This is a genomic window from Schnuerera sp. xch1 (assembly GCF_019931165.1).
GTDB lineage: Bacteria > Bacillota > Clostridia > Tissierellales > Tepidimicrobiaceae > JAIOUP01.
The window spans coordinates 1-1,703 of sequence record NZ_JAIOUP010000036.1 but is presented as its reverse complement, the minus strand read 5'-3'; the positions used below and the strand labels follow the sequence as shown (position 1 = coordinate 1,703).

The 1,703-nt window shown below is 29.5% G+C and carries 1 protein-coding gene; it reads left to right on the top strand.

What is annotated here, in order from left to right:
- Positions 1-122: 122 nt before the first annotated feature.
- On the top strand, positions 123-1,574 hold the full coding sequence (locus K8M07_RS12475) for an IS1182 family transposase (protein WP_223379436.1): 1,452 nt from the start codon (positions 123-125) through the stop codon (positions 1,572-1,574).
- Positions 1,575-1,703: the final 129 nt, after the last annotated feature.

Here is a 1,703-nt window from a genome sequence, read left to right as displayed (position 1 = left end):
GAGGTCACTGAAAAAGTCCTAGCAAAATAGAATTAAAGGCATAACAAATACAACAATAGTTGTAGGAGTTATGCCATTTTTGTTGTAAAATATATATATACTAATTAATGAAGGTGATCTTAATGTTAAAGCAGCAAATTGAAATGGTTTTAAGTCCATATAGTGAAATATACAATTTGATTATTCCAAAAGATAATATTCTTAGGAAAATAAATGAAATGATTGATTTTTCATTCATTTATGATGAATTGATTACAAAATACTGCCCTGATAATGGGAGAGCTGCGATTGACCCGCTTAGAATGTTTAAATATCTTCTTCTAAAAGTAATTTATGACCTATCAGATGTTGATGTTGTAGAACGTTCAAGATATGATATGTCTTTTAAATATTTTCTTAATATGGCACCAGAAGAAAACGTCATAAATCCAAGCTCTTTAACAAAGTTTAGAAAACAAAGATTAAAAGATATAGAACTATTGGATTTACTTATTGGAAAAACTGTAGAGATCGCCTTAGAAAAAGGTATAGTAAAGAGTAAATCAATTATCGTGGATTCTACCCATACAAAAGCAAGATATAACCAAAAATCACAAAGAGAGATTCTTGTTGAATACTCTAAAAAATTAAGAAAGTCGGTTTATGAAATAGATGAATCTATAAAAAAGGATTTTCCAACAAAAGTAAATAGCGGTATCTTAGAAGATGAAATAAAATACTGTGAAAAACTAATATCTGTTGTAGAAAATAACGAACTAATAACCAAATATCCTAAAGTAAAAGAGAAACTAAATTTATTAAAAGAAATAATTGAAGATGATTTAGAAATGCTAAAACATACAAATGATAAAGATGCAAAAGTGGGTCATAAAACAGCAGACACCTCATTTTTTGGATATAAAACTCATATAGCATTGACAGAAGAGAGAATAATAACTGCAGCTACTGTAACATCTGGGGAAAAGCATGATGGGAAACAATTAAAAGATTTAGTAAAAAAATCACGTGAAAATGGTATTGAAGTAAGGGAAATAATAGGAGATGCTGCCTACTCAGAAAAAGATAACATTGAATATGCAAAAGGAGAAAAGATAAGATTAATTTCAAAACTAAGTGATGCAGTGACCCATGGCAATAGAAAAAATGAAGACAAGTTTGAATACAATAAGGATGCTGGGATGTACGTCTGCAAAGCAGGGCATATGGCGATAAGGAAAGCACGGCAGGGTAAAAAAGATTCAGGGACAAATCAAGTCAATACATATTATTTTGACATAGAGAAGTGTAAAGGTTGTCCACATAAAGATGGTTGCTATAAAGAGGGCTCAAAAACAAAAACATATTCTGTAACTATAAAATCTGTAACTCATCAAGAGCAAATGAATTTTCAAGAAACAGAGTATTTTAAAGATAGAGCAAAAGAAAGATATAAAATAGAGGCTAAGAATAGCGAATTAAAGCATAGACATGGATATGATATAGCATCATCTTCAGGTCTAATTGGCATGGAATTGCAAGGGGCACTCACAATATTTGCAGTAAACTTAAAGAGAATAATAAGGCTAAGTAAGTAAATTAGGTTTAAACTAATACGATATTATTAACAAAAAACGAACTAGTGAGGAAATATATTACTAGTTCGTTTTAATTTTATTACTTTAGATTATAAATCTAGAAAACACTTAATGTTTTTCAGTGACCTC

What these genes read in the sequence shown, in the direction of transcription:
- K8M07_RS12475 (WP_223379436.1), top strand. Translation starts at nt 123, where the DNA reads ATGTTAAAGCAGCAAATTGAAATGGTTTTAAGTCCATATAGTGAAATA.